The organism is Actinoplanes xinjiangensis (assembly GCF_003148685.1).
GTDB lineage: Bacteria > Actinomycetota > Actinomycetes > Mycobacteriales > Micromonosporaceae > Actinoplanes > Actinoplanes xinjiangensis.
This window is the reverse complement of record NZ_QGGR01000007.1, coordinates 388,026-413,614: the sequence shown is the minus strand read 5'-3', so window position 1 is coordinate 413,614 and position 25,589 is coordinate 388,026. Positions and strand designations below refer to the sequence as shown.

Below are 25,589 nucleotides of genomic sequence, written 5' to 3'. Positions count from 1 at the left end.
CATGCTCGACCGTTCACCGATCCGGGCCGCCGAGGCACGCTGCATCGACCTCTGCGTCCACGAGCTGTTCGCCGGGCACGCTCTCGCGACACCCGACCGCGTCGCCGTCACCTGCGACGGCACCGACGTCACCTACGGCGAACTGGACGCCCGCGCCGGCCGGCTCGCCGGGCGCCTGCACGCCACCGGGGTACGCCGCGACGAGGCGGTGGGGGTGCTGCTGGAACGTTCCGTCGACTTCGTCGTCGCCGTCCTCGGCATCCTCAAGGCGGGCGGCTGCTACGTACCGCTGGATCCGGGTTACCCGGCCGCGCGGCTGACCGCGATGATCGAGGTGGCCGGTGCCCGGACGCTGCTGGCCCACGGCCCGCTCGACGGCTACGACGGCACCGTCCTGGACGTCGAGGACCGGCCCGGCCCGGCCGCGCCCGCCGCGCACGTGCACCCCGACGACGTCGCCTATCTGATGTTCACGTCCGGCTCCACCGGGGTTCCGAAGGGGGTGGCGGTCCGGCACGCCGGCATCGTCCGGCTCGTCGACGACCCCGACTACGTACACCTCGGCCCCGATGAGGTGATCGCCCAGCTGTCCACGGTGTCGTTCGACGCGTCCACCTTCGAGATGTGGGGTGCCCTGGCCAACGGTGGACGGCTCGTGATCGCCCCACCCGGCGCCCTGTCCCCGGCCGAGCTCGCCGGCCTGCTGCACCGCGAACGGGTGACCACCGCATGGCTCACCGCCGGGCTGTTCAACGTCATGGTCGACGAATGTCTCAACGGCCTGCTCGGGCTGCGCCAGCTCCTCACCGGCGGCGACGTCATGTCACCGCAACGGGCCCGGCGCTTCCTGCAACAGGCACCGGACTGCCGGCTGATCAACGGCTACGGCCCGACCGAGGTCACCACGTTCACCACCTGCCACACCGTGACCCTGGCCGACACCACCCGGCCGCGGATCCCGATCGGCCGGCCCATCTCCGGCACCCGCGTCGAGATCCTCGACGACCGCTACCGGCCGGTCCCCGTCGGTGTACCCGGGTTCCTGTACGCCGGTGGCCCCGGCGTGAGCCGCGGTTACCTGGGTGACCCGGCGCTGACCGCGGAGCGGTTCATTCCCGACCCCTGGGCGTACGGCCAGCGGCTCTACGCCACCGGCGACCTGGCGACGTACCGGCCCGACGGTGCCATCGAGTTCCTCGGCCGCGCCGACCACCAGTTCAAGAAGCGCGGCTTCCGGGTGGAGCCCGCCGAGATCGAGGACGTGCTGCGCCGCGACCCGCTGGTCAAGGACGCCGCCGTGACACTGGCCGGATCCGGCACCGACGACGCCACCCTGATCGCATGCGTGGTGCCGGCCGGGACGGATGCCGACCTGGTCACCGGTCTGCGCCTGCGTCTTCGCGAGCACCTGCCCGAACATTTGATGCCGGACCGCTTCGTGACTGTCGGCGCCCTCCCGCTGACCCCCAACGGCAAGGTCGACCGCACGGCACTGACCGCCCTGGCCACCGGCACGACCACCCCGTCCGGTACGCCCACCGGCCCGCACACCGGCACGGAGGCGGCCCTCGCCGAGATCTGGAGCGAGCTGCTCACCCAGGCCGGTGTGACCCGCGACGACGACTTCTTCGACCTGGGTGGACAGTCGCTGCAGGCCGCCCGCATGGTGTCGCGGATCCGCACCCGCTTCGGCGTCGCGCTCACCGTACGAACCGTCTTCGACAACCCGACCGTCGCCGAACTGGCCCACCGGATCGACCACGCGCCGCGAATGTCGGATCACCCAGGACTGTCGGTCGCGTAGCCGAAGGTCATCCCCCAAGGGCCTACCAGCGGGTTCCCGATCAGTCTGCTGCTCGACGAGGTCGACGGCAGGTCTGATCGGGCGCCGGCCGCGACTTCCGGCCCGTCGCAGCTTGAAGGTGTACGGTACCGTACCGTACATGTCAGTCATCATCGTTACCGGCGCATCCGGCGGCATCGGCTATCACACGGCACTCGACCTGGCGAGACAGGGCAACCAGGTGATCATCGCGGCCCGCGGACGGGAGCGCGGCGAAGCCGCGGCCACCCGGATCGGCGCGGTCTGGCAGCCCCTGGACCTCGGCGACCTCACCTCGGTGCGGCGCTTCGCGCACGACTTCCTCCAGCGGTACGGGCGACTCGACCTCCTGATCAACAACGCCGGGGTGATGGCCGTCCCCCGGCGGGAACTGACGACCGACGGGTTCGAGCGCCAGTTCGGGGTCAACCACCTGGGCCACTTCGCGCTCACCGGCCTGCTGCTGCCCGCCCTCGAGGCGAGCGACGGCGGCCGGGTCGTCACCGTCACCAGCGGACTGCATCGGCGCGGCCGCATCGACTTCGACGACCTGATGGGCGAGCGCCGCTACCGGCAGTTCGGCGCCTACTGCCAGTCCAAACTCGCCAACGTGCTGTTCGGGCTGGAACTCGGGCGGCGTACCGGGCTGACCAGCGTCCTCGCGCACCCCGGCGTCGCGCACACCGACCTGGCCCGTACCGGCGATCGGGTACGTGACGTGCTCATCAGGCTCGCCCGCCTGTCGGCGCAGTCCGCCGCCGACGGCGCCCGGCCCATCCTGCGGGCGGCGGTCGAGGGCCGGACCGGGGAGGCGTACGGACCGGACGGCATCGGTGAACGGCGCGGCGCTCCGGCCCGGATCGAGGTGTCGCCGGCCGGCCGTGACCAGGCCGTCGCCGAGCGGCTGTGGGCGATCTCCGAGGAGCTGACGGGAGTGCGATACGGTACTTTCACCAGCGCTCAGTGATCTTTTGTCGTTCTTCTGCGGGAGGCCGGGGATGCCACAGTCACCGGCCACCCAGCACCGGCTGGACCCGGCCCGCGAGACGGCCATCCTCGACGCCATCCGGGAGCTGCTGGCCGAGGTCGGCTACGACCGGATGTCGATCGACGAGGTGGCCCGCCGCGCCCGGGCCAGCAAGGCCACCATCTACCGCCGCTGGTCCGGCAAACCCGACATGGTCGCCGCCGCCCTGCACGGCCTGATGATCGACCACCCACCGCTGCCGGACACGGGCTCCCTGCGCGGCGACCTGATCGCCGCGATGACCGGGTTCTGCCGCGTCTACGAGCGCAAACAGCCGATCGTGCTGAGCCTCCTCGCGGCCATCCGCGCCGACCCGTCCCTGGGCCGTCTCCTGCACGAACACGTCCTGTCGACCGGCGTGACCGAGACCGCGGCCGTCCTCGACCGCGCCGTGGCCCGCGGCGAGCTGGCCGCCTCCGCCGACGCCACCACGCTCGTCGAGGTCGGCAAGGCCCTGCTCTGGCACCGGCTGCTGCTCTCCGGCGAACCCCTCGACCAGCCCTGGGTGATCCACGTCGTCGACGACGTCCTGCGCCCCCTCCTCGGGGTTGCCGACCGGTAGCCGGCTCTCTCCGGTCGTCACCCCCGCGGCCGACGCCCGCGCCCGCGCCCGTGACGGCACCCCTCCCACCCGCCGATAGCCGACTCCCCCAGGTCATCACCGCCCGGCCGACGCCCCCGACCGCGACGGCGCCCTCCGACCCGCCGATAGCCGACTCCCCCAGCTCGTCACCGCCCGGCCGACGCCCCCGACCGTGACGGCGCCGCTCCCACTTGCCGATATCCGGCTCTCCCAGTCCGTCACCGCCAACCGATCCCCGCGCCCGTGACGGTGCCCCTCCCACTTGCCGATATCCGGCTCTCCCAGTCCGTCACCGCCAACCGATCCCCGCGCCCGTGACGGTGCCCCTCCCACCCGAACCAAACTGCTGGCCAACGCTCGCGGCGGTCACCACGGCGGTTGTCGGTGGCCGCGGCTGCCTGGGCCGCCCGGCACGCCCATGCCGCGCCTCCCGGTTCGTCTCTCCCGACGGGCGGGCCGGTCCCCGCCCCCGCCGAGCATCCCGCCACTGATGGCCTCCCCCACCGACGATGCTCTAGACCCCTACCGCCCATTTCCTGGATCCCTGCCGGCGATGCCCTGGACCCCTACCAGCGTCGCCGACCGTCCGAGAGCCTTCGGTGTCAGGGTCTGACGGGCTCTGAGCGAAGACCGCGGCGCACGATCAGCGATCGTGGGCGCTGATCGTCGGTATAGCCGTGGTGGGGTCGCGCGATCGGCTCTGCGTGAGCGTCCGTCATCGTCTTCACGACGACCGGGTCCCACGATCGCGTTGTGTGTGATGGCGTTGTCGCTGCCACTCGGCAAGTGTGGGTCGGTTCGGCACGCCGCTCGGTTCGGTCCACGGCCGGTGGATCGAGCGGATCCCACCCCCGCTCCGCCCTGCCGGGAGTGACCGGGCGACCGACGCCGCCGCAAAAGCTACAGGCAGGGGCCTCGGCGCTGGAGACCGTTCGCGTTGAGGTCTGCGGCTTGTTCCTCGATCTGTTCCGCGATGACGGTATGCCGGAATCCCAGAGAACGGGGGAGGACGGGGCAGCCCTCACTCCGAAAGCCCTCTGATGGTTCGCTCAGATGGTCACCCCGGCGGCCGATGCTCGGGCCCGTGACCGCGCCACCGCCCCTCCCCCGCCGACATTCCCGCTGGTTGGCGATCACTGCGGTGACCGCTGTGGCGGCTGCCGGAGCAATCGCCGGCGCCCGCATCAGCCGCCGCGGTCGGATCGGGGCCGGCCCGGCCGCCCCCTCGCCATCGACACTGGCGGGTCCGCCGCCTCCCCCACCGGCACTGACAGCGCCGCGACTTCCTGCACCAGCACAGACGAGACCGCCAGCTTCCTCACCGGCGCTGACAGCCGCGCAACCTTCTCCACCGGCGTTGACAGCTCGGCAACCTCCTCCACCAGCGCTGACGACTCGGCCGCTTTCTCCACCGGCACTGACGGCTCCGGCGGCCGCTTCGGAACCGGAGCCGTCAGGGTCGACCCGTGGGCGGCGGATCTGCATCGCCCTGTCTACCGCGGCCGCGCTCGCCGCCGGTCTCGGGCTCGTGGCCGTCAGCGTCGACCGGCCGGTCGACGAGCCCACAGGGTCGGGGAGCACCGTCACGTCGTCGGCCTCGCCGGTCCGGACGTCTGCGCCGGCCTTCGACTTCGCTCCGGCCGCCCCGGCGCCAACGGCAACGGTCCGGGCCTGGCTGCCGACGGGGATCCGGGCGGACGCGGTACCCGTCGGTGACGTGGTCCCGGAGGACGGCGTGGTGATCATGAAGGGTTCCGCCGGCACGGCGATGCAGCTCTCGATCGCATCGGTCGAGGACCCCACGTACTTCCCCACCGACACGCCGGGCCGACGGGCGGTCCTGGTGCTGGTCCAGGTGGAGAACGTCGGTTCGGTCCCCTTCCTGAACGACGTCGCCGACCGCGCCTGGCTCATCGACACGGACGGCAACGAGCACCGGGTCGACGCCGACATGACCACGAGATGGGAGCCCTACGCCCCCTCGCTCCTCGATGCGTCGGCGTCCTGCCTGCGCCACGTCCTGTTCGAAGTGGCGGAGGGCATCGACCTTGCCCGGTTCCGTCTGACGCTGCGCCCGGCCGGCGCCGCTCAGACGCAGGAGTGGGAGATCACCCGCCCGGCCGGAGCCTGACCGCGTCCGACGGCCCACGACCGCGAACACTCCGGTAGCGGCGGCTGCCACCACGGCACCGGAATGCCCTTTCCTTTCACCTCGCCGTAGCCGGGCGGCAGGGCGTCGCCCACGCGGGCGCGGCAGTTTCTTCCCCGCCGACGCCCGACCACGACCACCCAACCCGCCACGCCGAATCAGCAGACCAAGGCCCCGCCGACGCCGTTCACGACCACCGAACCCGTCACACCGGATCAGCAGACCCAGGCCCGCCGACACCAACCATGACTGCCGAACCCGTCACACCGGATCAGCAGACCCAGGCCCGCCGACGCCGACCATGACCGCCGAATCCGCCGCATCGGGTCAGCGGTCCCAGGCCACGCCGACCACGGCCACCGAAACCGCCGCACCGGGTCAGCGGTCCCAGGCCACGCCGACCACGGCCACCGAAACCGCCGCACCGGGTCAGCGGTCCCAGCCGGTCGCGGTGAGGACGTCCGCGGCGACCTCGGTGATCGGGCGGCCGGCGTCCACGACGGTGTCGGCGAGATCGGCGGTGGTGAGGATCTGGTCCAGGGTGGCGGCCCGATCGAGGAACCAGGACAGTTCCGGGGAATCGGCGCCCAGCCGGGCGGTCAGCCGGCTGCGGATCGTGGCCCGGTCGGCGTGCAGGCGGCAGACGGCCAGGGGAATGCCGATGGCCTCCTGGTAGGCGTCGCGTTCCGAGCGGCTCTCGATGACGCCGGCCAGGATCAGGCGCCCGGCGCCCGCCTCCCGGAAGTTGCGGCTGACCGCGGCCAGGTTGCGCAGGGTGAGCGCGACGTGGAACGGGTCGTCTGGCGGGCTGGGCCGGCATCGGCGCAGCCAGTCGACGTCGATCACGGCGTGCGCGACCTGCCGGGCCTGGAGCAGGTCGGCGGCCGCCCCGGCGATCGTCGTCTTGCCGGCACCGACGACGCCGGTGATCAACAGCGCCCGGGCGGTCAGGGTGTTCCGGATTCCGGCGCGGGCGGTGCGCCGATGGCGGTCAGGTGGGCGTCGAAAGCGGCCACCATGTCGAAATCGGGGTCGAGCAGCCACTGGGTCTGTAGGCCGTCCATCACCGCGAGCAGGGCGGCGGCCACGTCGGCGGCGGGTGGGCCCGGTGGAAGGGTGCCCTGGTCGCGGGCGGTCACGACGCCTTCGGTGGCGGCTCGGCGGATCTCGTCGTACCGCGTACGGAAGAATTTGTGGGCGGGATGACCGGAAGCGGTCGCCTCGGCGGCGAGGGTCGTGAAGAGGTGGACCATGCCGCGGTCCGCCGCGTTGCGGCGGACGAGGTCGCGGAGGCCGGCGACGAAGCCGGACGAGGTCGCCTGCAACTCGTGGCTGTTGCCGAGGTCGCGCTCCTCGAGAAGGGCCACCAGCAGGCCTTCCTTGGAGCCGAAGTGGTGGATGATGTTGGCGGCGCTGACGCCGGCACGGTCGGCGACGTCGCGCAGGACACCACCGCGGTAACCATGTTCGGCGAAGACGTCGCGCGCGGCGTCCAGGATGGCCCGCTGGGCTTCACGACCGGCGACGTACGAGCCTCGTGGACCGCGTTTACGGGAATCGGCGGCGTTCGTCACCCCTCGACCGTACTGGGTACCGGCAGGCGGTTTGTCCCGGGCCCATAGAGGTCGTCGGCGGCGGCCCCGGCGGTCGGCGGTTGGCGGTTGGCGCGGTGGAGCACCGGGTCAGCCGGCGGTCACCGTGATGGCGGCGACGGGGCAGCCGGCGGCGGCAGCGCGGGCGGCCGCACGGTCCGGCTCGGCCGGGAACTCGACCAGCACGACCACAACACCGTCGTCGTCGCGCTGGTCGAAGACGTGGGGTGCGGTCAGAGCGCATTGACCAGCACCGATGCATTTGTCCTCGTCGGCGGCGATCCGCACAGAACCTCCCGGTGACCGTTTCGACCGTTTGCTGCCTCGTCGTCCCGCCCGTACGCTACCAAGTAATCAGACGTTTACTCGAGGAGACGGCATGCCGGATCAGGAGAACGTGCTCGATTACCCGTTCACACCCCCGACCGCGGTGGACCCGCCCGCGGAGTGGCAGGAGCTGCGCGCGAGCTGCCCGGTGGCCCATGTGCGCACCCCGGCCGGCACCGACGCCCTGCTGCTGACCCGCTACGACGACGTCCGGACGACGATCACCGACCGCCGCTTCATCCGCAACACCCCGGCCGGCGGCAACGCCATGGGTACCGGGCCGGCGTTCCTCAACGAGGAGGCCCGGCACCAGCGCTGGCGGCGCCTGCTGACCCGGTCCTTCACCGCCAGGCGGATGACCGCCCTGCAACCGGGCATCACCCGCATCGCGCATCAGCTCGTCGACGACATGATCGCCCACGGGGCGCCGGCCGATCTGCGGACCGCGCTCGGCTTCCCGCTGCCGGTCTACGTGATCTGCGACCTGCTCGGGGTGCCGGCGTCCGACCGGGACCGGTTCGCCCACTGGTCGGACCGGTTCCTCAACATCACCCGGTTCACCGCCGAGGAGACCTGGCGGTCCGGGCAGGAGCTGTGGGCGTACATGCAGGCCCATGTCGCGGCCAAACGGGCGCACCCGGGTGACGACCTGCTCTCCGAGCTCGTCACGGTCGTCGACGCCGAGGACGGCCGGCTGTCCGAGCCGGAACTGGTCTTCACCGGGCAGGCGCTGCTCGTCGCCGGCCACGAGACCACCGCCAACATGATCGGCAGGATGGCGGCCATGCTGCTGGCCCGGCGCGAGCGGTGGGAACGCCTGCTCGCCGACCCCGGCCTGGTGCCGACCGCCGTCGAGGAGGTCCTGCGGTTCGACGCCAACCTCGGATTCGGTACGCACCGCCTGGTCACCGAGCGCGTCGAGATCGCCGGCACGGTGGTCGAGGCGGGCACGACCGTACTGTCGGCGATGCCGTCGGCCAACCGTGACGAGCGTGTCTTCACCGACCCCGGCGAGATGGACCTGGCCCGCTCCCCCAATCCGCACCTGACCTTCGGCGCCGGCCCGCACTCCTGCCTCGGTCAGTCGCTGGCCCGCGTGGAACTGCGCACCGTGCTGAGCGTGCTGCTGGAGCGTCTGCCGACCCTGGAGCTGGCGGTCGGGGTGGAGGAGCTGCGGCAGCGCCGGGGCCTGCTGGTCGGCGGCCTCGAGGAGGTACCGGTGCGCTGGTGACCGGCCCCTCACGATCCGGGCGACCCGGCCGATCGTGAGCTTGTGCATGTCGGGATCCTCGAACGCGTCGACGGCCAGCCGTTGGAGCTGCTGGTGGGCGCGTTCACCGCCAGCCCGGTGCCGAAGGTGGTGCTCACCCTGGCCGAGGGCGAGGTCGGCCGGTTCGTCGCCGCCAACCAGGCGTTCGGCGATCTGCTCGGCTACGACCGGCAGGAGCTGATCGGGCGGTCCTCGCAGATCGTGGTCGCCCCGGAGGACCGGGCCGGGGTCGGCGACGTGTTCGAGGGCATGATCGAGGGCCGGATCCAGGAAGCCGTGGTCGAGCGGGTGCTGGTGCGCCGGGACGGCTCCCGGGTGTGGATCTCCAGCCGCAACTTCCTGGCCCACGACCGGTCCGGGGCGGCGTTCCTGATCGCCGAGGTCGTCGACAGCAGCAGCCGGCAGGCGCTGGCCGACAGTGAGGCCTGGTTCCGGTCGCTGGTCGAGGCGTCCCCGATCGGCATGGCGGTCCTCGACGAGGACGGCCGCTGGACCCGCGTCAACCCGGCGGTGTCCGCGCTGCTCGGGTACACCGGCGACGAACTGGCCGGGCTGACCCTGTCGGGCGTCACCCACCCCGGCGACCGGGACACCGACGGCGCCGTACCCGACGACCTGGCGTCCCGGGCCGGCCGGCAGGTGTCGCGGCGGCTGCTGCGCAAGGACGGGCAGGTGCTCCACTGCCTGGTCACGGTCACCGTGCTGACCGCCGAGTCCGGGGTGCCGGTGCGGTTCCTGGCGCAGATCGTCGACGTGACCGCGGGGCGGCACAGCCAGGACCTGCTCGACGTGATGATCACCGCGAGCCCGGACCTGCTGGCCCTGACCGATCTCGACGGGACGGTGTTGCGCGTCAACGCGGCCTGGCAGCGGACGCTCGGCTGGGGCGAGGACGAACTGACCGGGACGACCCTCGCCGCGCTGCGGCACCCGGACGACGCCCCGGCCGGCGCGGCCCCCGCGGAGGGCACGTTCCGCTGCCGGACCGGGGACGGCGGATACCGGTGGGTGCACTGGTCGCGCCGGGTCGTCGCGGACCAGCAGGTGATCATGGTGACCGGGCGGGACGTCACCGACGCGATCGTCGCCGAGCAGTCCGCCGCCCGCGAGACCGACCGGCTGCGCACCACGATCCGGGTGCAACGGGAGATCACCACGGTGGCCGCCGACCGGGACGCGGTGTTACGGCTCATCGCCGACCGTACGCTCGAGGTGATCTCGACCGGCGAAGCCGCGTCGGTGCATCTGATCGACCCCGACGGCCGCACCATGCGGATGGTCGCGGGCACCGGCGCGTTCGCCGGCCGTGAGGTGCCCGCCGTCGCCCTCTCCGGCACCGTCATCGGTGCCGCGACGGCCACCGGCACCACCGTACGCTGCGACGACACCGCCACCGACCCGCGCGCCGACCACACCCTGTCCCGCACGATCGGCATGCGCTCGCTGGTGGTGGCGCCACTGCGCAGCCCGGCCGGGACCGTGTTCGGGGCACTGCTGGTCGCTGGCGGCCGGCCCGGCGCGTTCGACGACGGTGACGAGCAGCTGCTGACCCTGCTGGCCGACGCCCTCACCGGGGCGCTGCGGCACGCCGACGACGCCGCGCACACCGCCCGGGCACTGGCCGAGCTGGCGGTCAGCGAGAACCGGTTCCGGCTCACCTTCGACAACAGCCCGGTCGGGCTCACCCTGTCCAGCCTCAAACCCGGCGAACTGGGCCGGTACCTGCACGCCAACGCGGCCATGTCGGCGATCACCGGTTACTCGTCGGAGGAGCTGAGCCGGATGACGTACGCCGACCTCCAGCACCCCGACGACGTGGCCGGCACCGCCGACTTCATCCGCCGGCTGCGCGACGGGGAGATCGACACGGTCAGCGCCGAACGCCGCTACCGGCACCGCGACGGCCGCACCATCTGGGTCGCGGTACGTGCCTCGGTCGTCCGCGACGAGCACGGCGACGCCCGGTACGTGGTGAACCAGATCGAGGACATCACCGCCCGCCGCGCCGCCGACGCCGAACTGCGCCGCCATGCCCGGCTGCTGGAACTGATCCCGGCCGCCGTCATCGTGCGCGACCTCGACGGGACGATCCGCTGGTGGAACGCCCGCGCCACCGAGTTGTACGGATGGCCGCTCACCGCCGCCACCGGCAGGGCCGCCGACCGTCTGTTCGCCACCGTGTACCCCGCTCACGGCACGGCCGCCGGGCAGCGCGAACGCCTCGAACACGACGGCCGCTGGGAGGGCCGGCTCCAGCATGTCACCGCGGACGGCCGCCTGCTCACCGTGATGAGCCGCCAGGTCCTGCACCAGCCCGAACCGGGTGCCGACGGCCACCACGAACCGGTGCAGGTCCTGGAGATCAACACCGATGTGACCGCCGCACGCGCCGCCGAGATCGCGCTCGCCGACAGTGAGCAGCGGCTGCGCGCCCAGTTCGACAACTCGGCCGCCGGGCAGGTGATCCGCGCCCTCGACGGCACCCTCACCGCGGTCAACCGCGCCTACGCCCGGATGCTCGGCCACACCGTCGAACACCTCACCGGCCGGCCCGAGGCGGAACTGCTCGACCCGGAGGAGGTCGCCGAGAACCGGCACCTGCTGGCCGGGCTGTTCGCCGGGGACGCCGACTCATACACCCGGGAGGGCCGCCTGTGGCACGCCGACGGCCACCGGGTCGACGTCGAGGCCACCGTCTCCCTGGTCCGCGACGACACCGGCCGGCCCAAACACCTGATCGGCGTGGTGACCGACATCAGCGGCCGCCGCGCCGCGGAACGGGCCCGCGACAACGCCGCCACCGCGCTCGCCGAACGCAACACCGAACTCGAGGCGGCCAACCAGCTGAAACTCGACATCATCGGGATGCTCGGGCACGAGATCGGCAACCCGCTCACCACCATCAAAGGCCACGCGGAGATCCTCGCCGACGATTGGGCGCGCCTCGACGACAGCCGCCGGGGCCGGGCCGTCGACGCGATCGGCCGGCAGGCGGCGCGGCTCGACGACATCGTCCGTGAAGTGCTGGCGATGGTCACCATCGACGCCGGCAGCATCCGCGCCGACCGCCGGGAGCTGTCGCTGCGCGCCCAGATCGAGACCGCCCTGTCGTCCTTCCTCACGTCGGACGGCCCGCCCGTGCACGGCGACGACGCCCCGGTCCTGTTCGCCCCCGGCCACCTGCAGCAGATCCTGGTGAACCTGCTGTCCAACGCGGCCAAGTACGGCGGTGGCGCCACCGCGGTACGGATCACCCGCAGCGACCGCCGGGTGCACGTCACCGTCGAGGACCGTGGTCCCGGCGTGCCGGAGAACTTCCGGGACCGCCTGTTCGACCGGCTCACCCGCGCCGACCGGGACGCCACCGACGTCAAGGGCACCGGCCTCGGCCTCTACATCGTCCGCGGCCTGGCCAGGGCCAACCACGGCGACGTCCACCACGAGCCCAACCCGGCCGGCGGTTCCCGTTTCATCCTCGACCTGGAGGCCGTCTCCTGACACCACCGGCTCTCCGCGAGCCGGCGGACGTCCGCGGACACGGCGCGGCTCACTCGAAGCGGGTGGCAGCCAGACCCGTGTTCGTCCGGGCGGTCCGGAACGTGGCGGTCACCGCGGCGGCGGCCAGCAGCAGACTCGTACCCAGCGCCGCGTAGTAGGACGGGTCCGGCCAGGAGACGCTCCGGCGGCCCTGGGTCAGGCCGGCCAGGATGCACCAGGCGACCAGGAAACCCAGCCCGACACAGAGGGCGAACACCGTGGCCAGCGGCAACGCGGCCTCGGCGACGATCACCCGCCGGATCGCGGACACCGGCATGCCCGTCAGCCGGAGCAGCCCCAGCACCCGCCTGCGGTCCAGGATCGCGGCGACCGTGGACACGGCCAGCGACACCGCGGAGATCACCGTCGCCACCACGATGCCCAGGGCGGCCAGGCCGGCGTACCGGTCAGCCCAGCTCTGCAGGCCGGAGACGCGCCGCTCGGCGGGAGTCGTCGGGGGCAGGGCCAGGCGCAGCCCGCTGACCAGGACCGCGGTCCGGGCCCGCTCGATCGACGCCGTCGAGCCGTCGGTGGTGACCAGCAGGATCGCCGGTGTGGTGTCCACCGCCGCCGTGGCCGCGACGTCGAGCGGCCCGCCCTCGAACCAGGAGTTGCCGACCCGGACGTGACCCGCACCGTCCGGGACCGTCAGCCCGAGCCGCACGGCGTCGCCCGCGGTGAAGACCACACCCTCCTCCGGATGGTGACTGCCGATCACCGCCGCCGTGACCCCGGCGGTCCCGGCCACCCGGGCCGCCTCGGCGGACGCCCGCGCGACCTCGCCGGGCCGGGTGCCGAGATTGGTGACCAGCGCGGACTCCGGAATGCGATCCCCGACCGGGGCGAACACCCGGTCGTCGCGGACCGTGGTGACGGCCGCGGCGAACACCGACACCATGAACAGCGCCGCGACCAGACCGCTGACCGACCGGAACGTGGCGCGGGGATGGCGGCGGATCCAGTTCATCGCGATCACCCCCGCCGCGGTACGGGAACGACCGGCGCCCAAGCCCGCCACCCAGTAGGTCAGGACCGGCCCCGACGTCAGCAGCCCGAACGCCACCAGCAGGAAACCCAGGATCAACAGGACGTCCGTGCCGGGCAGGGGCGAACCGGCGATCGCGAGAACGGTCACGGCGACCATCTCCATCACGCCCACCAGCAGCGGGAGCACACCGATCGCGGACGGACGGTGCTCGGGCCGGGATCGGGAGCCCCCGAGTGGCCCGATCCCGGCCCGGGCAGTCCGCCACCACGCCACCGCGGTGGCGACCACGACCACGCCCAGCACTACGGCGACCGTGGTGACCGGCCCGGCGGTCAGATCGGCGGGGAAGAACCGCCCGTCGGCCACGTCGACCCGGGCCGCCACCGGCACCAGCAGCCACGCCAGGGCCACGCCCGCGACCGCGCCGGCGAAACTCGTCACGCCGATCTCCACCGCCGCGATGTCCGCGACCCGGCGGGGTGTCGCCCCGATCAGCCGCAGCGCCGCCAACCGCCCGGCCCGCTCCGCGGCGCCGAGCCGGGTCACCACACCGACCAGGATCAGCACCGGAAGCAGAATCGCCATCGCTCCGATGATCGCGACCGTGCGGTAGGCGGTGCTCGGGAAGGCGGTGCCGCGCAACCCGGTCACCGACCAGACGCCGTACGGCTCGCCGCCGAACCCGATGCTCGACCGCGACGGATCCAGATCGGCCACCGCGGTTCCGGTCACCACGACCAGTGAGTCCGGGCCGGCCAGTGCGGTGTCCGCGATCAGCCCGGCCCGGCTGCCGTAGCGGGCGCCCAGCTGGTCGGCGGGCCGGCCGTCGATGAGCGCGGCCAGGGCCGGGGAGGCGTGGTAGGTGCCGATCGCCGGTGGCCGCCCGATGCCGGGCACGGTGGCCGTCGATCCGGGGGACGACGCCACGTCGAGCCGGGTGATCGCCCGTCCGGCGAAGGTGTCCTCCACGACGGAGACCAGCAGCACGTCGTCGGCCGGCGGCACGGTGGCGGGACCGGTCAGGCGCCCGGCGTCGACGCCGTGGTTCGGGGACGTCCACGTGGACCGCTCGGCACGGGACGCCAGTCCGTCGTACGCCCCGCACAGCATCAGCAGCAACGCGACCCCGACCGCGATCCCCGCGGCCATCCCCGCCAGCCGGCCCCACGCGCCCCGGCCGCCCGCCGTCACCAGCCAGGCCAGCCTCGTCAGCGTCATCCGACCAGCCCGCCGAACGTTACCCGGCCGTCGCGGACGGTCAGTTCACGATCCGCGTACGCCGCCGTCCTCGGGTCGTGGGTGATCAGCACGACCGTGGCGCCGGACTCCCGGGCCGCGCCGGTGAGCGCCAGCATCACGGTCTCCGCGGCCAGCGAGTCCAGCGATCCGGTCGGCTCGTCGGCGAACAGCACTGCCGGCCCGGTCGCCAGGGCCCGCGCCACCGCCACCCGCTGGGCCTGGCCGCCGGACATCTCCGCCGGCAGCCGGGCGGCGCAGTCGCCCACCCCGACCCGGTCCAGCCACTCGCCCGCCCGGCGCAGCGCCTCGCGCCGCCGGATCCCGGTCAGCAGCAGCGGGATCGTCACGTTGTCGACCGCGGACAGGTCGGGGAGCAGTTGCCCGTACTGGAAGACGAAGCCGAACTCCGCCAGCCGCAGCCGGGATCGCCCCTCCTCGTCCAGATCGGTCACCCGCACCCCGCCGTAGTCGACGGTGCCCGCGTCCGGGGCGAGCACCCCGGCCAGCACGTGCAGCAGGGTCGACTTTCCCGATCCGGACGGGCCGGTCACGGCCACGATCTCCCGGGCGCACACGTCCACATCGACGCCGCGCAGTGCCTCGGTCAGCCCGAACGCCAATCGCAGCCCCCGCGCCCGCAACAGCGGCACCTCACTCACCGTTCCATCCGGCGTCCGTCGCGGCGGGGCGTCACCCATCTGACCGTCCGCGGTGCCTCTCGGCGGCGCGTCACTCATCGGGTCATCTCCGCGCGCAGTTGGCCCAGCCGGGCGGCGGTCAGGTCGATCCAGCGCAGGTCCGCCTCGATATGGAACAGCGCGTGGTCACAGACCAGGACGGTCGCCAGCGGCGCGCCCTTCTTCTCCGCTGTCACGTGGCGCATCCGGGCCATGTGCTGCGCCCGCTGGAGGTCGAGCATCCGGCCGGCGTCGTCGTCGAGCAGCAACGCGATGATCGTCTTGGCGAAGAGGTTGCTCTGCATTGTCTCCGAGGGCACCTCGGGCGTGAACATCCACTCCATCACCCGCTCCCGGCCAGCCGGGGTGATCCCATAACGCTTACGGTCCGGACCGGCACCGGCCTCCTCGCCAAGCGCCTCGATCCAGCCATAGCGGATCAGCCGGGCCAACGTCGTGTAGACCTGCCCGAGTGCCAGCGGCTTCTTCACCCCGAACCAGCGGTCATAGCTGTTCTTCAGGTCATATCCGTAACTGGCCCCAGCACCGAGCAGGCCGAGCAGCGCCGTCGTGTTGTCCACGCCCGAGACTATACACTCGATATCTACACGCGTAATCCACCGGCGCCGAGGCATCGGCCTGGTGCACCACACGAAAAGCCGGCGTCCGTCAGTAGTCGTTCCACCACCGGATTGCGCCGCGAAGCCCTCAGCTTGCCCGCCAGCCTCGCGGTGACGGACCACGTCGCCGTCCACCCGCCTGCCTGCCAGCCGCAGCCGCAAGCCGCCCATGATCGACGGGCCGTGGGGCGGGGACGGCAGCGCCGCCGACGGCGATCAACGCACACGATCGCCGAACGTGGGCTCGGGTATGCGTCATGACACGGATAGGCGCACACGATCGGTGCATCGTGTGCGTTGAACCGGGTCAGGGCAACGACAGGAGCACGCACAACGCTTGCGTGTGCTCCTGTCGCCGCTCGAACGCCGCAGCCATGCCCTGGCATCCCTCGTGGTGGGCGATGGGACCCTGAAGGACCGAGCCGGGGTCACCGACGTGCCAAAGCATGATCGACGGCCGGACCCAGGAAGCCGTGGTCGAGCGGATGCTCTTACGCCGGGACCACTGCGCGGGTTCGTCCCGCCCGATGACGCGGTCGAGGGGACGGCGGCGGTGTGGGAGCGGTGTGGATCTCCAGCCGCAAACTCCCCGGCCGACGACTGACCCACGACCGGCCCTGCTTTTGCGCGACCAGGAGCGGCTCGAGTCGTACCCGATGACCGGGCCACATGTCACAGCAGGGCTTCGACCTCGTCGGCGGCGGTGTGGGCGCCTGCGGAGGATCGGATCTCCGCACCCAGACGGGCGGCGGCGCCGCGGTGCGGGCCGGGCGCCAGCATGCGGTCGATCGCGCTACGAATGACGGCCGACCCAGCCTTCCGGGACACCACCTCGGCGGCGCCGGCACGTTGGAGAACCGACCCGACCAGCCGCTGATCACTGCGGTCGAACGCCGGCAGGATCACCATCGGCAGGTCATGGGCGAGCGCCTGCATCGTGGTGCCGTGCCCGCCGTGGCCGACCACCAGCGAGACGGTGGGCATGATCTCGGCATGCGGCACGTAGCCGCGAACCTCCACCGGGAAGGCGGCCCGGATCTCCCCGGGCCGCACCGCGCTGCCGGTGGTGACGACGACCGGCACCGGCAGATCCGCCACCGCGTCCACCACCGATTGCAGGGTGGCGACCTGGCCCGGATAGTGCAGCGAGCTGAGACTCACCAGCACCCCACCGGTGGACCGGGCCGGGACGGCGGGCGGCACGACGGGGCCGACGACGCGCGCGTTGGCCGGCAGTGGTGACAGCGGCTCCAACGACGGCAGGGTGGTGACCAGCGCCCGGTCGGCGCGGTCCCAGAGACGGCCGGGCCGAAGGCCCTTCAGGGTGGCGATGGTGTTTAGCGTCCCGGCGCCGAACTCGTTCCGCATGTATCCGTAGAACGTGTGCACCAGCGCCACGTGCGGAACCCCGGCACGCCGGACCGCGGCGAACGCGGCCAGCAGCATGCAGTCGACGATCGTGACGTCGCACGGATGCTCGCGGAGCAGGGCGGCGACGTCCCGGCCGACGCCTCGGTCGAGACAGGTGGCCAGGAAGGTCAGCTCGGCCCGGCGGGTGCCCGGCCGCGCCTCCGGTCGCCAGGGGCGGGCCCGCCGGTACGGGTGAAACTCCAGGCCCCGGGCCTCGACTGTCACGCGCATCGACGGGTGACCGAGGACCCGTACGCGATGGCCGCGGTCGCGCAGTTCGCCGGCGGTGCCCAGTGCGGGTGCGACGGCACCGCCGCCGTCCCACGTGACGACCAGGACGTCGCTCATCGTGGGAACCGGTCGACGAGGCGCTCGACATGGGACCCGGCCCGCTGCCGGCTGAGCCCGCCGTCGCGGCACCGCGCGTTCCCCGTGCGGACGCCGATCGCGACGACCGCCGGGCCGACCAGCGCGCCGCGGTCGCCCCGGGAAGGCGCACCGGGCGCAGACACAAACACCCGACCCCGGGAAGCCGTGCCAGGCGCAGACACAAACACCCGACCCGGGGAAGCCGTGCCAGGCGGAGACACGAACACCCGGTCTCGGGGAGCCGCGCCAGACGCGGATACGAACACCCGGTTCCGGGGAGACGCGCCGGGCGCGGATACGAACAACCGTGCGGTCCAGACGTGGTGCATGGCGCGCCCGTGACCCGTCAGGCGCTTCACGCGCGGGTCGGCGTCTTCCCTGAGGATTCATGTCAGCGCAGACTAACCCGGGCGCCGGCCACAGTGGACCCCCTGACATGAGCCATCTAGTCCATAGACTATAGTCGCCAGTATGGCGCGGCCACCTCTGTACCTCGTGGGCCACCACGAGATCGGCATCCTGCTCGGCGACCTCAGCCGCCAGCGCACCTACCAGATCACCATCCGTCCCGACTTCCCCGCCCCGGTCGCCGAGCTGTCTCAGGGCAAGGTGTGGCTCGGCGATCAGGTCGAGGCGTGGATCGCGGCCAACCGCGCCGGGCCGCCGCCTCGCGGGCGGGTCACACCAGGTTCTCCGCCAGCAGCCGACCGGCCCGGCTCCCCGGATGACTGACCAGGACCCCAAGCAGGGCGCTGGTGTCCTCCGGCCAGTCCGAGCCGGGCTTGAGCAGCTCCTTCACCGGCACCTGGTCCTCGTCGCCACCGTCCCAGCGGGCGACGTTCCGCCAGTCCACACCGACCTCGACCAGCGCACGAACCCCCTCGTACCGTTCGTTCGCCGGACCGAGCAGATGCGGATAGGCGCACGCCACCTCGTATGTCATGAGCATCGCCCGCAGCACGTCGTCGGTCCGCTTCGGGCCACCGTGCGACTTCGCGATCAGGTCGGCCTCCAGCGACGCCCACAACACCGGCACCTCCGCATAGTTGATGCGGACCCGGATGATCGCCGACAGGAGGTAATCCCGCAGCCCCCGCCCGCGATACCGGGCGCGCCCGATCAACCGGTCCCGGACGGCCACCAGCTCGGCCGGCACCCGCTCCACCCGCGCCGGCATCCGCCCGCCGGCCAGTGCCGCCCGCACCGCCTCCACATCGGCCCCGCACTCCCGCAGCAGCTCCCCCGCATGCGACTGTGGGTCCTCCAGCAGCACCGCCAGCAGTTGCTCGGCACTGGGTTCCCCGTGCGCGAGCCGGGCCCGGTCGACCGCGGCCGTTCCGTCGTCCGGTGCCGCCCACCGCCCGGCCTGCGTGCGGAGGACCGCGTGGAGCACCGTCGGCGTGACGTCCCAGACGTCGAGCACCCGCCGCACCCCGGTCCCGGCTCTCAGTGCCCCGGCAAGCAGGTGTTCGGTGCCTATCCGCTCCCCACCGAGAGCCTTCGCCACGGTCATCACCGCGGCAACCTTGTCAGTCATCCCCAGAGACTAGAAATCGACCGCCATAGTGCGCGTCGGCCCATAGACCGATTCCGTCTACTACTCAGGTAGTACCCGCGTGCCACTCCGGCCCCGTCACCGGCGGCACACGACCTCGCCGACGCGACTTCCGGACTCGCCGGCAGTGACGTCGATCGGCCTGTCGTCACGGTCCGCTACCGCGGGTCGTCGCTCACCGTTAATCCTGCCGGGCCGAGCCGGCCGGTCGTTGCGGGCGCTCACGCGCGGCGCCGGCGGCCGTCGCGACTTTTCAGGACGGCCCGGCATAACAGTTTTTCGTCATCGGATCGAGCGACGAGGAAAGATGGCAGGAAATAATTCCGAAACCTTGCGTACGGCGCTCGCGCTCGGTAAATCTCATCCACGAACACCCGTTGGCACCGAGGCGGACATGCGAGCTACCCGAATGGACGGCGCCGATCTGGTGCGGGCGGCTCAGGCCGGCGACAGGTCCGCACGGGACGATCTCGTCGCGGCGCACCTGCCGATGGTCTACACGATCGTCCGGCAGGTGCTCGGCTCACATCCGGACGCCGACGACGTCACGCAGGACGTCATGCTGCGGGCGTTGCGGCAGTTGCCGTCGCTGCGGTCGCCGGAGAGTTTCCGGCCGTGGCTGGCGGCGATCGCGTTGCGGCACGTCAGCACGCATCAGCACCGGGCCGGCCGGGCCGCGGCGCACAGTGTGCCGCTGGACGACGCGGTGGAGCTTCCGGACGAGGGGGCGGCGTTCGAGGGTGTCACGGTCCTCGAGGTGGAGTTGTCGGCGCAGCGGCGCCAGGTGCAGCGGGCCGCCCGCTGGCTGAACCCGGAGGACCGGCTGCTGCTCCCGCTGTGGTGGCTGGAGGTGGCCGGGCATCTGTCCCGTGCGGAGCTCGCGGCGGCGCTCGGGGTGTCGGTGATCCACGCGGGTGTGCGGGTGCAGCGGATGCGTACGCAACTCGACCTGAGCCGCACGATCGTGGCGGCCCTGGACGCCCGGCCGATCTGTCCCCGGCTGGCCGGTGAGACCGCGGGCTGGGACGGGGTGCCCGGCCCGCTGTGGCGCAAACGATTGGCCCGGCACGTCCGCGGCTGCCCGGCCTGCACCCGCGCGGCGGTCGATCTGGTGGAGACGGACCGGCTGCTGCCTAACCTCGTCCTGCTGCCGGCACCGGCGGCCCTGGTCGCGGCGGTGCTGGCCCGCGGCACGGGCGACGGCGGCGCGACGGCCCTGTCCGGCGGTCCCGTGCCGCACCGGAGGGGCGGCACCGCGGCCGGCGGGCCGGGAGCGATCGGTCGTCTGGCGGCGCTGGCCGCGGCACATCCGGTGGTGGCGACGGTGGCCGCCGGAGCGGTGCTCGCCGGAACCACGGCCGGTGTGGTCGCGATGTCGGGTCCGGAGGCACGGCCCCCGGCGACCCCACCGGTGGCCGCGACTCTGCGTACCGGATCGTTCTCGCTGGAGTCCGCGAACGCCACCGGGCGATACGTCACCGCCAGCGGCGACGTGGGCATGCTCACCGCGGTCGGTGCGGCCGACACGGTGACCGCCCGGCGGCGGGCGACGTTCCAGGTGGTGGAGGGGCTGGCCGACCCGCGGTGCTTCTCGTTCCGGGCCGCCGACGGCCGCTACCTGCGGCATGCGTCCTGGCGGGTGCGGCTGGACGAGAACATCGGCACCGACCTGTTCGAGGGCGACGCCACGTTCTGCCCCTCGCCGGGCCAGAGCGCCGGCTCGCTGACGCTCGAGGCGTCGAACTACCCCGGCTGGTTCCTCCGGCACCGCGGCGACGAACTGTGGGTCGATCAGTCCAAGGGCGCCGCCGCCTTCGGCGCGGACGATTCCTTTCTGGTACGGCCACCACTCGCGGAATGACGCGACTCCGCAGCCGGCTCACGTATAACGGTTTTCTCGGGGAAATTTAAAACGGGAGTATCCAATTCGGGAACTTGATGAGCCCGAAATCGTCTGGCAATATCACATAGACGATTGTTAGCGTTCTCAATCTGATTGCCGGGTCCATTCCCCCGGCCCGGCGATCACCCGTTCCCTTCACCACCAGTCCCCGGGAGAACCTCATGTCGATGCAAGACCACACGCCCGTACCACCGAAGAACGGGATACTTCGGCGGCCCTGGCGCAATGCTCTCGCCGCGCTGGTCGTGCTCGCCGCAGGCGGTGCCGTCGCGGTGACGGCGACCGCCGCGTCCGCCGCGACGATCGACACCAGCGCGTCGTATGTGCTGGTCAACCGCACCAGCGGTAAGGCCCTGGACGTCTACAACCTGTCCACCAGCGACGGTGCCCGGATCACCCAGTGGACCCGCAACGACCAGGCGCAGCAGCAGTGGCAGTTCGTCGACTCCGGCGGCGGCTACTACCGTCTCAAGTCACGGCACTCCGGCAAGGTTCTGGACGTCTACAACTGGTCGACGGCCGACGGCGGATCGATCGTGCAGTACACCGACAACAACGCCACGAATCAGCAGTTCAGCATCCAGGACATCGACGGATACATCCAGCTGATCAACCGCAACAGCGGCAAGGCACTGGAAGTGCAGGGCGCGTCGACGGCCGACGGTGCCAACATCGTGCAGTACAGCGACTGGAACGGCGCGAACCAGCAGTGGCAGCTCGTGCGGGTCGGCGGGGGCACACCGTCGCCGTCGCAGTCGTCGCCGTCGGGCGGGTGCACGCTGCCGTCGTCGTACCGCTGGTCGTCCACCGGCGTGCTGGCCAACCCGCGGGCCGGGTGGGTGTCGCTCAAGGACTTCACCCACGCGCCGTACAACGGGCGGCAGCTCGTCTACGCGACCACCCACGACAACGGTACGTCCTGGGGCTCGATGAACTTCGGCCTGTTCACCAACTGGTCGGAGATGGGCTCGGCCAGCCAGAACGCGATGAACTTCTCGGCCGTCGCGCCGTCGCTGTTCTACTTCGCGCCGAAGAACATCTGGGTGCTCACCTACCAGTGGGGCGGTCCGGCGTTCTCCTACCGCACCTCCAGCGACCCGACCAACCCGAACGGCTGGTCGTCGGCGCAGACCCTGTTCACCGGCAGCATCACCGGCTCCGGCACCGGCCCGATCGACCAGGCGATCATCGGCGACGCGACGAACATGTACCTGTTCTTCGCCGGTGACAACGGCAAGATCTACCGGGCCAGCATGCCGATCGGGAACTTCCCCGGCAACTTCGGGTCGTCGTACACCACGATCATGAGCGACACCACCAACAACCTGTTCGAGGCCGTCCAGGTGTACAAGGTCCAGGGCCAGAACCAGTACCTGATGATCGTCGAGGCGATCGGCAGCCAGGGCCGCTACTTCCGCTCGTTCACCGCCAGCAGCCTCGGCGGCAACTGGACCCCGCAGGCCGCCAGCGAGAACAACCCGTTCGCCGGCAAGGCCAACAGCGGCGCCACGTGGACCAACGACATCAGCCACGGCGAGCTGATCCGCAGCAACGCCGACCAGACCATGACCATCGACGCCTGCAACCTGCGCCTGCTCTACCAGGGCCGCTCCCCCAGCTCGGGCGGTGACTACGGCCGGCTGCCGTACCGGCCGGGTCTGCTGACCCTGCAGCGCTGATCCACCCGATGACGGGCCGGCCCACCTGATGGGGGGCCGGCTCGTCGTCATCGAGGGTGGGTACGGTCGGCCGGGAATCGATCGAGACGAAACGATATCGGCAGCATGTCGCCGTCCATCGATTACAAGATTACAGAGTTGCAGCGTCTATGGTGGACCCATGACGGTCGAGTACATCCGGTATCGCATTCCCGGGGACACCACGGCGTTCGAAGAGGCCTACGGCCGGGCCGCCCGGTTCCTCGCCCTGGCCCCGCAGTGCGTCGACTACGAGCTGAGCCGCAGCGCCGACGAGCCGAACGTCTACATACTGCGTATCACGTGGACGTCCGCCGACGACCACCTGAAGGGCTTCCGGGGCGGTGACCTGTTCCCCGGATTCCTGGCCGAGATCCGCCCGTACATCGAGGCCATCGAGGAGATGCGCCACTACGAGCGGACCGCGGTGGCCGGCACCGGCGGCTCGGTGCCCAGCATGTATGAGTGGGCCGGCGGCGCCGAGGCCCTGGAGCGGCTCACCGAACGCTTCTATCAGCTGGTCACCGCCGACGAGGTGGTCGGGCCGCTCTTCGCGCACATGGATCCGGCCCATCCCCGGCACGTGGCGATGTGGCTGGGCGAGGTCTTCGGCGGCCCGCCCCGCTACACCGGCGAGCGCGGCGGCTACCCGGCGATGCTGGGTCACCATCTCGGCAAGGCGATCACCGAACCGCAGCGGCGCCGCTGGGTGAACCTGCTCGCCGACGCCGCCGACGAGGTCGGCCTGCCCGACGACCCCGAGTTCCGGGCCGCGTTCATGGGCTACCTCGAGTGGGGCACCCGGCTCGCGCTGGCCAACTCCCAGCCGGGCGCCACCCCGCCGCGGAGGGCCCCGGTGCCGCACTGGGGCTGGGGGGTGGCACCGCCGTACCAGGGCTGAGCCGCCGTTGATCTCACTGATCGGGGCCGGCCGCGAGATCGAGTGCCGCCAGGTGGGCGGCGACCGGGCCGAGGGTGAGCAGTCCGCTGGCCGCCCCGGCCCACTCGCCGGCCGCCGGGGCGAGCGCCGTGCGGGCCCGCAGCATCGCGGTCCGGTCGCCGTCGGCGATCGCGGCCCGGGCGTACAGGCACCAGTTCGCCTCGGCGAGCAGGTCGGCGGGAGGATCCGGCACGGCGGCGAGATCGGTCCCCGGCGGGTAGGGGCCCCGGTCGCCGTCCGGAGCCGGTACCCCACGGCGCAGGCGCAGGCCGAGCAGTGCCAGCGGCAGCAGTCCGTCGTACAGGCCCGGCATCCCGGCGTGCTCCAGCCGCGCGGCCGCCGCCCGGTATCCCGCCTCCGCCGCCGGTGACCGGTCGGCCACATCGGCGCGCAACGCCCGGTACCACTGCGTGAACACGCCGACCAGTGGCAGGTCGTGCCGGCTCGCCAGGTCGTCGGCGGCCCGCGCATGCTCGTCGGCGGCCCCGAACGCGATCACCGCGCATGCCGACTGCAACCGGATCAGATGGCCCAGCACCTCCATCGGGACCAGCCCGTACCGCCGGGCCAGGCCGACCAGTTCGGCTCCGATCCCGTCCCGCAGCCGCGAACCGCCGGCCGTCCGGCAGCTCTGCATGAAGACGCCGTTCAGGGCGAACGCCAGCAGCCCCGGATCGTCCAGCTCACGGGCGATCGCCTCGGCCTGCCGGGCGCAGTCGCGCGGCCGCGGATCACGGGACCCGCGTGACTCGACGGCGATCGTCGCCAGCAACCTGGCCCGCGCCGGAGCCGGACCGTCCGGCGGCAGGGCGGCCAGCGCCCGTTCGGCGGCGGCGGCGATCCCGGCCGCCTGCACCGGATCGTCGGACCGGGTCCAGATCGCCGGGACGTCGTACGCGCCGATCACCCGTGCCGTCAGCTCCGGATCGCCAAGTTCCTCGGCCGCCGCGACCGCCGCCGCCCGCTGCTCCCGGGCCACTTCGAGACCGCCGGGGCCGGTGACCGCGAGATTACGCAGCAGCCCGACGGCCGATTCCAGACGGCCCGCCGGCAGCACCCGGTCGTAGGCCGCCGCGGCCCGCATCCACACCGCGTCGGCGGAGGCGGCGGCGTCCAGGTGCGGCGCCTGCCGCAGGATGTCCCCCTCCAGAGTGCGCAACACCGGGCCGGGATCCACCCCCAGCTGCCCGGTCAACAGCTCACGCGCCCGGCGCAACACGGCGAGCGCGTCACCCTGCCGGTGCGAGCGGTACAGCGCGAGCGCCAGCAGCCGCCAGCCCTCCTCCCGCCACGGATGCGCGGTGACATGCTCGTCGAGATCCGGGATCGCCTCGGCGGCCCGGCCCGACTCCAGCCGGGCCGACGCCAGCCGCTCCACGGCCCGCAACCGCAGCTCGGCCAGCCGGGAACGGTCGGCGCGCGGCCACGGCGCATCCGGGAAGTCCGCGTAGGCCGGGCCCCGCCACCAGGTCAGCGCCTCGGCGAGCCGGGACGGATCGTCCGAGGTCACGGCCTGCTCGAACCGCCAGGCGTCCACCTGGCCGGGGGCGGCGCGCAACGCGTACCCCTGGCCCTGGGTGACCAGCAGCGTCGCCGGCGATCTCGGGAGGCGGCCCGGCTCGATCGCGCGGCGCAGCGCGGCGACGAAGGTGCGCACCGCGGCCACCGCGCCGTCCGGCGGCGAGATCCACAGGTCGGAGACGAGATCATGCAGGGGTACGGTCCGCCCGCGCGCCACGATCAGCCGGGCCAGCACGGCCCGGTGCATCGGACCCCTCAACGGTACGGAAGTGCCCTGCGCGTCCTCGGCGATCACCGGCCCGAGCACCCCGAAGCGGATCACCGGGCCACCGTACTCCGTGCTCATCCGCTGCTCATTCAGGC

Annotated in this window: 19 protein-coding genes; 10 read left to right on the top strand and 9 right to left on the bottom strand. The window is 72.3% G+C overall.

What is annotated here, in order from left to right; all coding sequences use genetic code 11:
- The first annotated feature begins 1 nt into the window (after nucleotide 1).
- The 4 genes from BC793_RS18795 to BC793_RS18775 all read left to right on the top strand — a co-directional run bounded on the left by BC793_RS18795 (nucleotide 2) and on the right by BC793_RS18775 (nucleotide 5,563).
- Nucleotides 2-1,804, top strand: a complete 1,803-nt coding sequence (locus BC793_RS18795; RefSeq protein WP_109593908.1) for a non-ribosomal peptide synthetase — start codon at nucleotides 2-4, stop codon at nucleotides 1,802-1,804.
- 139 nt (nucleotides 1,805-1,943) lie between these two features.
- Complete coding sequence (locus BC793_RS18790) at nucleotides 1,944-2,789, top strand: oxidoreductase (protein ID WP_109594055.1); 846 nt, start codon at nucleotides 1,944-1,946, stop codon at nucleotides 2,787-2,789.
- A 31-nt stretch (nucleotides 2,790-2,820) separates the two neighbouring features.
- Entirely contained in the window at nucleotides 2,821-3,411 is a 591-nt protein-coding gene (locus BC793_RS18785) for a TetR/AcrR family transcriptional regulator (RefSeq protein WP_109593906.1), read from the top strand.
- Between the two features lie 1,549 nt (nucleotides 3,412-4,960).
- Nucleotides 4,961-5,563: a hypothetical protein gene (locus tag BC793_RS18775; protein ID WP_109593903.1), complete on the top strand. Its 603-nt coding sequence runs from the start codon at nucleotides 4,961-4,963 to the stop codon at nucleotides 5,561-5,563.
- A 447-nt stretch (nucleotides 5,564-6,010) separates the two neighbouring features.
- On the opposite strand, the gene BC793_RS18770 is transcribed toward BC793_RS18775, so the two are convergent.
- The 3 genes from BC793_RS18770 to BC793_RS18760 all read right to left on the bottom strand — a co-directional run bounded on the left by BC793_RS18770 (nucleotide 6,011) and on the right by BC793_RS18760 (nucleotide 7,461).
- Nucleotides 6,011-6,514 carry an adenylyl-sulfate kinase gene (locus tag BC793_RS18770; RefSeq protein WP_158319298.1) on the bottom strand — a complete coding sequence of 168 codons (504 nt, stop codon included), beginning with the start codon at nucleotides 6,512-6,514 and terminating at the stop codon, nucleotides 6,011-6,013.
- A 14-nt stretch (nucleotides 6,515-6,528) separates the two neighbouring features.
- On the bottom strand, nucleotides 6,529-7,155 hold the full coding sequence (locus tag BC793_RS52295) for a TetR/AcrR family transcriptional regulator (RefSeq protein ID WP_109593899.1): 627 nt from the start codon (nucleotides 7,153-7,155) through the stop codon (nucleotides 6,529-6,531).
- Nucleotides 7,156-7,263: 108 nt separating this feature from the next.
- On the bottom strand, nucleotides 7,264-7,461 hold the full coding sequence (locus BC793_RS18760) for a ferredoxin (protein ID WP_109593897.1): 198 nt from the start codon (nucleotides 7,459-7,461) through the stop codon (nucleotides 7,264-7,266).
- A gap of 91 nt (nucleotides 7,462-7,552) precedes the next feature.
- Between BC793_RS18760 and BC793_RS18755 the strand changes: the two genes are divergently transcribed.
- Together BC793_RS18755 and BC793_RS18750 are read left to right on the top strand one after the other, a co-directional pair.
- Nucleotides 7,553-8,731, top strand: coding sequence for a cytochrome P450 (locus BC793_RS18755; protein WP_109593895.1), 1,179 nt, complete (start codon nucleotides 7,553-7,555; stop codon nucleotides 8,729-8,731).
- Nucleotides 8,732-8,773: 42 nt separating this feature from the next.
- Entirely contained in the window at nucleotides 8,774-12,268 is a 3,495-nt protein-coding gene (locus BC793_RS18750) for a PAS domain S-box protein (protein ID WP_109593893.1), read from the top strand.
- A gap of 49 nt (nucleotides 12,269-12,317) precedes the next feature.
- On the opposite strand, the gene BC793_RS18745 is transcribed toward BC793_RS18750, so the two are convergent.
- The 4 genes from BC793_RS18745 to BC793_RS18730 form a co-directional block, all read right to left on the bottom strand.
- Nucleotides 12,318-14,513, bottom strand: coding sequence for an FtsX-like permease family protein (locus BC793_RS18745; protein WP_109593891.1), 2,196 nt, complete (start codon nucleotides 14,511-14,513; stop codon nucleotides 12,318-12,320).
- Complete coding sequence (locus tag BC793_RS18740) at nucleotides 14,510-15,232, bottom strand: ABC transporter ATP-binding protein (protein ID WP_109593889.1); 723 nt, start codon at nucleotides 15,230-15,232, stop codon at nucleotides 14,510-14,512. Before BC793_RS18740 ends, BC793_RS18745 begins: the two co-directional genes overlap by 4 nt.
- A gap of 35 nt (nucleotides 15,233-15,267) precedes the next feature.
- Nucleotides 15,268-15,792, bottom strand: a complete 525-nt coding sequence (locus BC793_RS18735) for a PadR family transcriptional regulator (RefSeq protein WP_109593887.1) — start codon at nucleotides 15,790-15,792, stop codon at nucleotides 15,268-15,270.
- 711 nt (nucleotides 15,793-16,503) lie between these two features.
- Entirely contained in the window at nucleotides 16,504-17,589 is a 1,086-nt protein-coding gene (locus BC793_RS18730; RefSeq protein WP_158319297.1) for a glycosyltransferase, read from the bottom strand.
- Between the two features lie 492 nt (nucleotides 17,590-18,081).
- Between BC793_RS18730 and BC793_RS18725 the strand changes: the two genes are divergently transcribed.
- Nucleotides 18,082-18,342, top strand: a complete 261-nt coding sequence (locus BC793_RS18725) for a DNA-binding protein (protein ID WP_239170063.1) — start codon at nucleotides 18,082-18,084, stop codon at nucleotides 18,340-18,342.
- On the opposite strand, the gene BC793_RS52290 is transcribed toward BC793_RS18725, so the two are convergent.
- The gene (locus tag BC793_RS52290; protein ID WP_109593883.1) at nucleotides 18,290-19,147 is read right to left on the bottom strand and encodes a Clp protease N-terminal domain-containing protein; all 858 of its coding nucleotides are present in this window, start codon (nucleotides 19,145-19,147) and stop codon (nucleotides 18,290-18,292) included. The two genes, BC793_RS18725 and BC793_RS52290, sit on opposite strands and share 53 nt — an antisense overlap.
- Nucleotides 19,148-19,559: 412 nt before the next feature.
- Between BC793_RS52290 and BC793_RS18715 the strand changes: the two genes are divergently transcribed.
- From BC793_RS18715 to BC793_RS18705, 3 genes are all read left to right on the top strand, one after another.
- A complete protein-coding gene (locus tag BC793_RS18715) occupies nucleotides 19,560-21,026 on the top strand; it encodes a sigma-70 family RNA polymerase sigma factor (RefSeq protein WP_109593881.1) in 1,467 nt (488 codons plus the stop codon).
- A gap of 209 nt (nucleotides 21,027-21,235) precedes the next feature.
- Entirely contained in the window at nucleotides 21,236-22,747 is a 1,512-nt protein-coding gene (locus BC793_RS18710) for a non-reducing end alpha-L-arabinofuranosidase family hydrolase (RefSeq protein ID WP_203896247.1), read from the top strand.
- Between the two features lie 160 nt (nucleotides 22,748-22,907).
- Nucleotides 22,908-23,666 carry a group II truncated hemoglobin gene (locus BC793_RS18705; RefSeq protein WP_109593877.1) on the top strand — a complete coding sequence of 253 codons (759 nt, stop codon included), beginning with the start codon at nucleotides 22,908-22,910 and terminating at the stop codon, nucleotides 23,664-23,666.
- 13 nt (nucleotides 23,667-23,679) lie between these two features.
- Here BC793_RS18705 and BC793_RS18700 read toward each other — a convergent pair whose 3' ends face one another.
- Entirely contained in the window at nucleotides 23,680-25,572 is a 1,893-nt protein-coding gene (locus BC793_RS18700; RefSeq protein ID WP_109593875.1) for an AfsR/SARP family transcriptional regulator, read from the bottom strand.
- Nucleotides 25,573-25,589 lie beyond the last annotated feature (17 nt).

Coding starts and splice junctions, on each gene's coding strand:
- BC793_RS18700 (WP_109593875.1), bottom strand. CDS start 25,572: ATGAGCACGGAGTACGGTGGCCCGGTGATCCGCTTCGGGGTGCTCGGG.
- BC793_RS18715 (WP_109593881.1), top strand. CDS start 19,560: ATGCGAGCTACCCGAATGGACGGCGCCGATCTGGTGCGGGCGGCTCAG.
- BC793_RS18755 (WP_109593895.1), top strand. CDS start 7,553: ATGCCGGATCAGGAGAACGTGCTCGATTACCCGTTCACACCCCCGACC.
- BC793_RS18740 (WP_109593889.1), bottom strand. CDS start 15,232: ATGGGTGACGCCCCGCCGCGACGGACGCCGGATGGAACGGTGAGTGAG.
- BC793_RS18745 (WP_109593891.1), bottom strand. CDS start 14,513: ATGACGCTGACGAGGCTGGCCTGGCTGGTGACGGCGGGCGGCCGGGGC.
- BC793_RS18730 (WP_158319297.1), bottom strand. CDS start 17,589: ATGAGCGACGTCCTGGTCGTCACGTGGGACGGCGGCGGTGCCGTCGCA.
- BC793_RS18795 (WP_109593908.1), top strand. CDS start 2: ATGCTCGACCGTTCACCGATCCGGGCCGCCGAGGCACGCTGCATCGAC.
- BC793_RS18710 (WP_203896247.1), top strand. CDS start 21,236: ATGCAAGACCACACGCCCGTACCACCGAAGAACGGGATACTTCGGCGG.
- BC793_RS18790 (WP_109594055.1), top strand. CDS start 1,944: ATGTCAGTCATCATCGTTACCGGCGCATCCGGCGGCATCGGCTATCAC.
- BC793_RS52290 (WP_109593883.1), bottom strand. CDS start 19,147: ATGACTGACAAGGTTGCCGCGGTGATGACCGTGGCGAAGGCTCTCGGT.
- BC793_RS18705 (WP_109593877.1), top strand. CDS start 22,908: ATGACGGTCGAGTACATCCGGTATCGCATTCCCGGGGACACCACGGCG.
- BC793_RS18785 (WP_109593906.1), top strand. CDS start 2,821: ATGCCACAGTCACCGGCCACCCAGCACCGGCTGGACCCGGCCCGCGAG.
- BC793_RS18725 (WP_239170063.1), top strand. CDS start 18,082: ATGGCGCGGCCACCTCTGTACCTCGTGGGCCACCACGAGATCGGCATC.